At 60.8% G+C, this 6,423-nt stretch carries 4 protein-coding genes, 1 tRNA gene and 1 pseudogene; 5 read left to right on the top strand and 1 reads right to left on the bottom strand.

Translation table 11 applies throughout. From position 1 onward, the window contains the following. Window positions 1-333: 333 nt before the first annotated feature. Window positions 334-474, top strand: a pseudogene (locus tag M2103_RS12325) (IS3 family transposase); the annotation flags it as partial. 108 nt (window positions 475-582) lie between these two features. Here the strand turns inward: M2103_RS12325 and M2103_RS12320 are convergent. Continuing rightward, a tRNA-Pro gene (locus M2103_RS12320) sits at window positions 583-659 on the bottom strand. 251 nt (window positions 660-910) lie between these two features. Here M2103_RS12320 and nusA point away from each other — a divergent pair. From nusA to M2103_RS12300, 4 genes are all read left to right on the top strand, one after another. Beyond that, window positions 911-2,134: a transcription termination factor NusA gene (gene nusA, locus M2103_RS12315; RefSeq protein ID WP_277510937.1), complete on the top strand. Its 1,224-nt coding sequence runs from the start codon at window positions 911-913 to the stop codon at window positions 2,132-2,134. A 106-nt stretch (window positions 2,135-2,240) separates the two neighbouring features. After that, window positions 2,241-4,808 (top strand): translation initiation factor IF-2, encoded by a 2,568-nt coding sequence (infB, locus tag M2103_RS12310; RefSeq protein WP_277510934.1) that lies wholly within the window; start codon window positions 2,241-2,243, stop codon window positions 4,806-4,808. Between the two features lie 107 nt (window positions 4,809-4,915). After that, a complete protein-coding gene (gene rbfA / locus M2103_RS12305; RefSeq protein ID WP_277510932.1) occupies window positions 4,916-5,272 on the top strand; it encodes a 30S ribosome-binding factor RbfA in 357 nt (118 codons plus the stop codon). 73 nt (window positions 5,273-5,345) lie between these two features. Beyond that, window positions 5,346-6,353: a bifunctional oligoribonuclease/PAP phosphatase NrnA gene (locus M2103_RS12300; RefSeq protein WP_277510931.1), complete on the top strand. Its 1,008-nt coding sequence runs from the start codon at window positions 5,346-5,348 to the stop codon at window positions 6,351-6,353. Window positions 6,354-6,423 lie beyond the last annotated feature (70 nt).

The raw sequence follows: 6,423 nt of genomic DNA, 5'->3' as shown, positions 1-6,423 counted from the left end.
ATCCGTCCCCTCAAATCCTGGCTGTATGATTTCATGCACCATCACTTCTCTTATTTTCACTCCATTTGCGACTAATTAATTAGGAATTGCTCTAGCAAGGAGTTAAGGCAGATCAACGCCATCACGGAGCGATGGAGCGCGCAACAACGCTGGACGCTGCTGCTGACGCGGTTATTGAGGCGTTTGCTGGGCGGTAAGTGGCTGCCGGGCCTGCCGCCGGACGCGCACTTGTTGCTCAGTGGGTAGCAAAACGCCTTCCGGTCACTCTCCGCGTCCCCAGCCAGAACCCGCGCACTCGCGGCTCTCCTTCTACTCGCCCATTTTCCTTTTTAGGTTTATCGCACTCGCTTCAAGAGCCGGGCGTAGGGCCGTGCGACGGTCTTTGAGTGGATTGAGGCGTTTTACAATCCCCGGCGCCTGCACTCCTCACTCGGATACCTTTCCCCGGTTGACTTCGAAAAACTTAACAACTGATCTCCCTTTCCCGTCTTCGCCACTGTCCGCAATTCGTGGGTAAGCCCAAGTAAACCAATCCACTCAACAAAAAGCCCTCTCCTTGCGGAGAGGGCTTTTCTGGTAAAATGGTCGGGCCGGAGAGATTCGAACTCTCGACCTCTTGCACCCCATGCAAGCGCGCTACCAGGCTACGCTACGGCCCGAAATTCAAGAGAACCCGCAGCAAGACTTGCACCGCGCAAACTTGCAAGCGGTTTTTTCTTAAAAATATCCGCCACGGTTATTCGCACCTTCATTGCCCCATTGCCACGCACTTTCCGCGCAGGGCTTGACAAGACTTTCGCGCAATAGTTAATTTCGCACGCATATATAAACGTTCACTTTGCGAAAACCAAAGGTGGGCCTCTTGGCCTGCTTTTTTTTTCCTCACACACCAACACCTTACAACATCACTATGAGCAACGAAATCCTCGCCGTCCTCGAATACATGGAAAAAGAAAAGGCCATTCCGCGCGCCGACATGATTGCCGCCATAGTGAACGCAATCAAAACCGCCGCCCTGAAAGGCGTCAACGCGGGCCAGGAACTCAAGATCGAAATCGATCCCAAATCCGGCAAGCTCAAGGCGTGGGCGCTGCTCAAGGTCGTTGATTCCGTAAGCAATCCGAAGACCGAGATTCACATCGAGAAAGCCCAGGCACTCCAATCCGGCGTGCAACTCGGCGATATTATCGAGCGCGAAGTCGACCCCGCCATGCTCGGACGCATCGCCGCGCAAACCGCGCGCCAGACCGTCATGCAAAAACTCCGCCAGTTTGAGAAGGATCGCATTTACGACGACTTCAAGGACATGGTCGGAAACATCGTCACCGGCACCGTTCGCCGCAGGGAGCGCGGGGACATCGTTGTCGATCTTGGCAAGGCCGAGGCGCTCCTCACCAGCAAGGAACAGGTTCCCGGCGAGGAATACCAGGCGGGCGACCGCGTGCGCTGCATCTTGCTCGAAATCGAATCCACGCCGCGCGGCCCCGAGATCATTCTCAGCCGCGCCAGCCAGAAATTTGTCCGCAGGCTCTTCGAGCTTGAGGTCACCGAAATCGCCGACGGCACCGTGAAAATCGAGTCCTTCGCGCGCGAGCCCGGCTACCGCACAAAAATCTCAGTCTCCACCAACGACCCGAAAGTCGATCCCGTCGGCGCGTGCGTCGGCGCCCGCGGCGCCCGCGTGAAGACCATCGTTCGCGAGCTCAACGGCGAGAAAATCGACATCATTCCTCACCACGACGATCCTCAACAATTCATCATCGAGGCCCTCAAACCCGCGGTTCCCCGAGACATGGTCTTCGACGAGAAAAACCACCGTGTCTCCCTTAAGGTTGACTCGGAAAACCTCGCCATCGCCATCGGCCGCAAGGGGCAGAACGCGCGCCTCACCTCGCGCCTTGTGGGCTGGAAACTCGACATCGAGGAATATAAGGCCGCCTCGTCCGACCCGCGCGAGGACGCCATCCAGTCGCTCATCAAGAGCCTCGGCCTTGACCGCGCGATCTCGGAGCGCCTCGTCAACATCGGCATGAACTCGCCCGCCGTCCTCGAGGACGTCGAGCTCGACGACCTCACCGAAGCCGGCTTCTCCGCCGACGAGGCCAACGGCATTCTCTCGAAGCTGCGGAAATAACCCCCCCCGCGCTTCCCGCTCACACCATCCATCGCACGGCGTCCCGCGCCACTCGCCACCCAACACTACACGATTAAGATTCACAGCGCAGCAAACACTTACCTGAATGAGTATCCGCATCCACGAACTCGCTAAAAAAATCGGCATGAACAACAAGGAATTGTTGGCCATGCTGAAAGAGCGCAAATTTGACGTTAAAAGCGTCTCCAGCACCATCGACAATATCAGCGCCGAGGCAATTGTGGAGGAGTTTGCGGAAAAGAACAAGGCGTCCGCGCCCGTCGAGCAACCACCGCCCCCCGCGCCGGAGCCGGAGGCCGCGCCCGCGCCCGTTCATATTCCCACGGTAAAATCCGCCGCCGATGTCGCGCGCGAAAAAGAGGAGGCGGCTCGTGCCAAAAAAGCCGCCGAGGATGCCGCCAGGGGCGTGGCGTCACCGAGTCCCGCCGTTCCCGTCGAAAAACCCGCGGCACCCTGCAAGGCCGCCCCGGCTGTTCCGCCGCCGCCGCCCGTCGTTTCCGCGCCGAAGCCGCCGCCCGCAATTCCCGCGCCCAAGCCGGCCGCTCCGCGTCCCTCGAGCATTCCTTCCGTCCGCTCCGCGCCCGCGGTTCCACCTTCGCCTCCTCAAACCCCCGGAGTGCGCCCCGCGCCCTCGACCGCGCAATCCGCTCCGCGTCCGACTCCGCCGCCGCCCTCGGCACCGGTTTCCCGTCCGGTTTCCGCGCCGCCGCCACCAGCTCCGCGTCCTGTTTCCGCGCCGCCCCCGCCGCCGATCGCAAGCGCGCCGAAGCCGCCGCCCGCAATTCCCGGCACCACGCCTCCAATTGCCCCGGCGCCCACAGCTCCCGCGCAGCCAACCGAAGCCGGTGACGGTGAGCTGAAAGTAATCAGCCTCAAGCCGCCCGTGATCGTGCGCGATTTTGCGCCCGCGCTCGGCCTCAAACCTTTCAAGCTCATCTCCGAGCTCATGGGCATGGGCGTGTTCGCCTCCATGAATCAGGCGATCGACGAGGGTGTTGCCATCAAGGTCGCCGAAAAACACGGCTACCTCCTCGAGGTCAAACACCGCGGCGACGCCGCCTCGCAGCAAGCCGCCAAGGCCGAGGAAAAAAAAGCCCGCGCCAAAAAAGCCGCCGCCGAGGACGACCCGAAAAACCTCGCCTCGCGCCCGCCCGTCGTCTGCATCCTCGGTCACGTTGACCACGGCAAGACCTCGTTGCTCGACAGCATTCGCAAGGCCCATGTCGCCTCTGGCGAAGCCGGCGGTATCACGCAGCACATCGGCGCCTACCAGATCGAATACAACGGCCGCAAAATCACCTTCCTCGACACGCCCGGCCACGCCGCGTTCAACAAGATGCGCGCGCGCGGAGCCGACGCCACCGACATCGCCATTCTCGTCATTGCCGCCGACGACGGCTTCAAGCCGCAAACCGAGGAGGCTCTCGCCCACGCGCAAAATGCCAAGGTGCCGATCATCGTTGCCGTCAACAAAATGGACGTCAAAGGCGCCAACCTCGACCAAGTCAAGGGCCAGATGCAGCAGCACGGCATCGCCCCGGAAGACTGGGGCGGCGAGACAATCACCGTTCCCGTTTCCGCAATCAAGGGCACCGGCATATCCGACCTCATGGAGATGATTCTCCTTCAGTCCGACGTCCTCGAACTCAAGGCCAACCCGAAGGCCGATCCCAGCGGCGTCATCATCGAATCCCAAATCGATGTCGGCCGCGGGCCGCTCGCCACCGTCATCGTGCAACGCGGCACGCTCAAGGTCGGCGACTCCATCGTGTGCGGCCAGCAATGGGCCAAAATCCGCGCCATGTATGACGACCGCGGCAACGCAATCAAGGAGGCGCCTCCCTCGACGCCCGCGCGCGTCATCGGCTGGTCCGGCGCGCCCGACAGCGGCGCCACATTCAAGGCAGTCAAGAACGCCCGCGAGGCCGAGCGCCTTGCCGAGGATGCGCAGCACGCCGCCAAGCTCGCGGCCACCTCCCAAGCCGCCGCGCCCAAGGAAACTTCCATCGACGCGCTCTTCGCCAACATCGCCGCCTCGCAACAAAAGACGCTCAAGATCATCATCAAGGCGGATGTTTACGGCTCCACCGAGGCGGTTCGCAGCGTTCTCGAAAACATCAAGTCCAGCAAAGTCGCGCTCGAAATCGTCTCGACCGACGTCGGCCTTATTTCCAAGAACGACGTGCTCATGGCCAGCACCGGCTCCGCCACGATCATCGGCTTCAACACCAAGCTCGAAAACGGCGTCACTCCGCTAGCCAAGCACCACAAGGTTCGCATCGAAACATTCGGCATCATCTACGAACTCGCAGACCGCGTGCGCGAAATGATGGCCGACCTCCTCGAACCCGATCTCAAGGAAGTCAAACTCGGCGCCGCCGAAGTGCGCGCTACCTTCCCGCTTGCGAAGGGCTTCGTCGCCGGCTGCCTTGTCACCGAGGGCAAGATCACCCGCAACGCGCAAGCCCGCCTCCGCCGCGGCAACAAAATCGCCCACGAGGGCAAAATCGAAATGCTCAAACGCTTCAAGGACGACGCCAACGAAGTGCGCGCCGGCCTCGAATGCGGCATCAAGCTCGGCGACTACAACGCCTACGAAATCGGCGACGTCATCGAGTGCTTCGAAATTCAAAAAGTCAGGGCGACGCTCTGAGAAAAAGACTGAAAGGCTGAAAAGCTGAAGGACTGAAAGAAAAACAGCCTTCAGCATCTGCCATTTCTTCAGCCTTTCAGCCCTTCAGTCCTTCAGCTTTTCCCGCCATGTCCAACCGAACACTCCGCGTCAACGAACTCATCCAGCGCGAACTCAGCGACATTCTTCGCAAGCGATATCAGAGCGAGGCGGTGACGATCACCATCAGCGCCGTTTCAACCGCGCCCGACTTGCGCGACTGCCGCGTGCACGTCTCCGTGGTGGGCGATCCCGATTTCGCCGGGCAAAAACTCCGCTGGCTGCGCAAAAAGGAAAAAGACCTTCGCCAGGAACTCGGCCGCCGCATCATCCTCAAATACATGCCCAAGTTCACCTTCGCGCTCGACACCTCCACCGCGCGCGGCAACCGCATCCTCGGCATTCTCGACGAGCTGGAGGAAAAGGCTGAAAAACCGAAAGACTGAAGAGCTGAAAAAGCAGCCTGCGGTCGTCGCCAAGTATTTTAGCCCTTCAGTCTTTCAGCCCTTTTCTTCCGCCATGTATTTCCCAAAGCTCTCTCCACTCTTCAAAACCCTCCTCGACTCCGTTGCCGGCCAGCCTGTGGCCGTGATCGGTCACGCCCGGCCCGACGGCGATTGCATTGGCTCCCAAATCGCGCTCGCCCGCGTTCTCCAATCACTCGGGATTAAAACAATCTGCGTCAACGGCGACCCTGTTCCCCGTCGCATTCAGTATCTCGTTGCCCCTGAAACTCCTTTTTTCCTTCCCGACGAAATGCCGTCCGGTTCGAACGCCGCAGGCTGGACCGCCATCTTCGTCGATTGCGCCGACCACGATCGCGGCGGCGCCAAGGTCCGAAACCGCTTCCCCTCGCCTGCGGGCTGCATCGACCATCACCTCTCCAACGCCGATTATGCCGCGCACAACATCGTTGATCCCGCCGCCGCCGCCACGTGCGAAATGCTCGCGGGCATGTTTCTCGACCTCGGCCTTCCCATCGACGAAATCACCGCCAGGGCGCTCTACGCCGGCATCAACACCGACACCGGCCAATTTCGTTTCGGCAGCACCACACCCCGCACCTTCAAGCTCGCCGCCGAGCTCGTCGCGCGCGGAGCCAGCCCCGCCGAGGCCGGTTACGAAATCTACGAGCGCGAAAGCTGGGGCAAACTCAAGCTCCTCGACGCCTTTCTCCGCTCGCTCACCCGCGAGTGCGACAAACGCGCCTGCATCGGCATTCTCCCCGACGGCATCTTCGACCTCACCGGCACCACGCCCGAGGACACCGAGGGGCTGGTCGATTACGCGCGCTGCATCGACGGCGTTGAAATCGGAGTGCTCATCGAGGAGCGCCCCGGCGCGATCAAGGCCAGCCTTCGCGCCAAAAATCCCGCCATGCGCGTTGACCGCATCGCCGCTATTTTCGGCGGGGGAGGGCACGCCTGCGCCGCCGGCCTCAACATGAAAAACGCCCCGTCGCTTGCCGAGTTTCGCGCCCAACTCGTCACCGCCATCGCCGCGCAGCTCGACGCGGTAAAAAATTAAGAACTAAGATTTTAAAAATTAAAAAAAACAAACCCTCAGGCATCGCACATGCACTCGAACTCGTTTCACA

This window comes from Ereboglobus sp. PH5-5, assembly GCF_029504805.1.
In the GTDB taxonomy this organism is placed as follows: domain Bacteria; phylum Verrucomicrobiota; class Verrucomicrobiia; order Opitutales; family Opitutaceae; genus Ereboglobus.
Note: the sequence above shows the minus strand (reverse complement) of the source record. Positions and strands in the feature narration are given on the sequence as shown.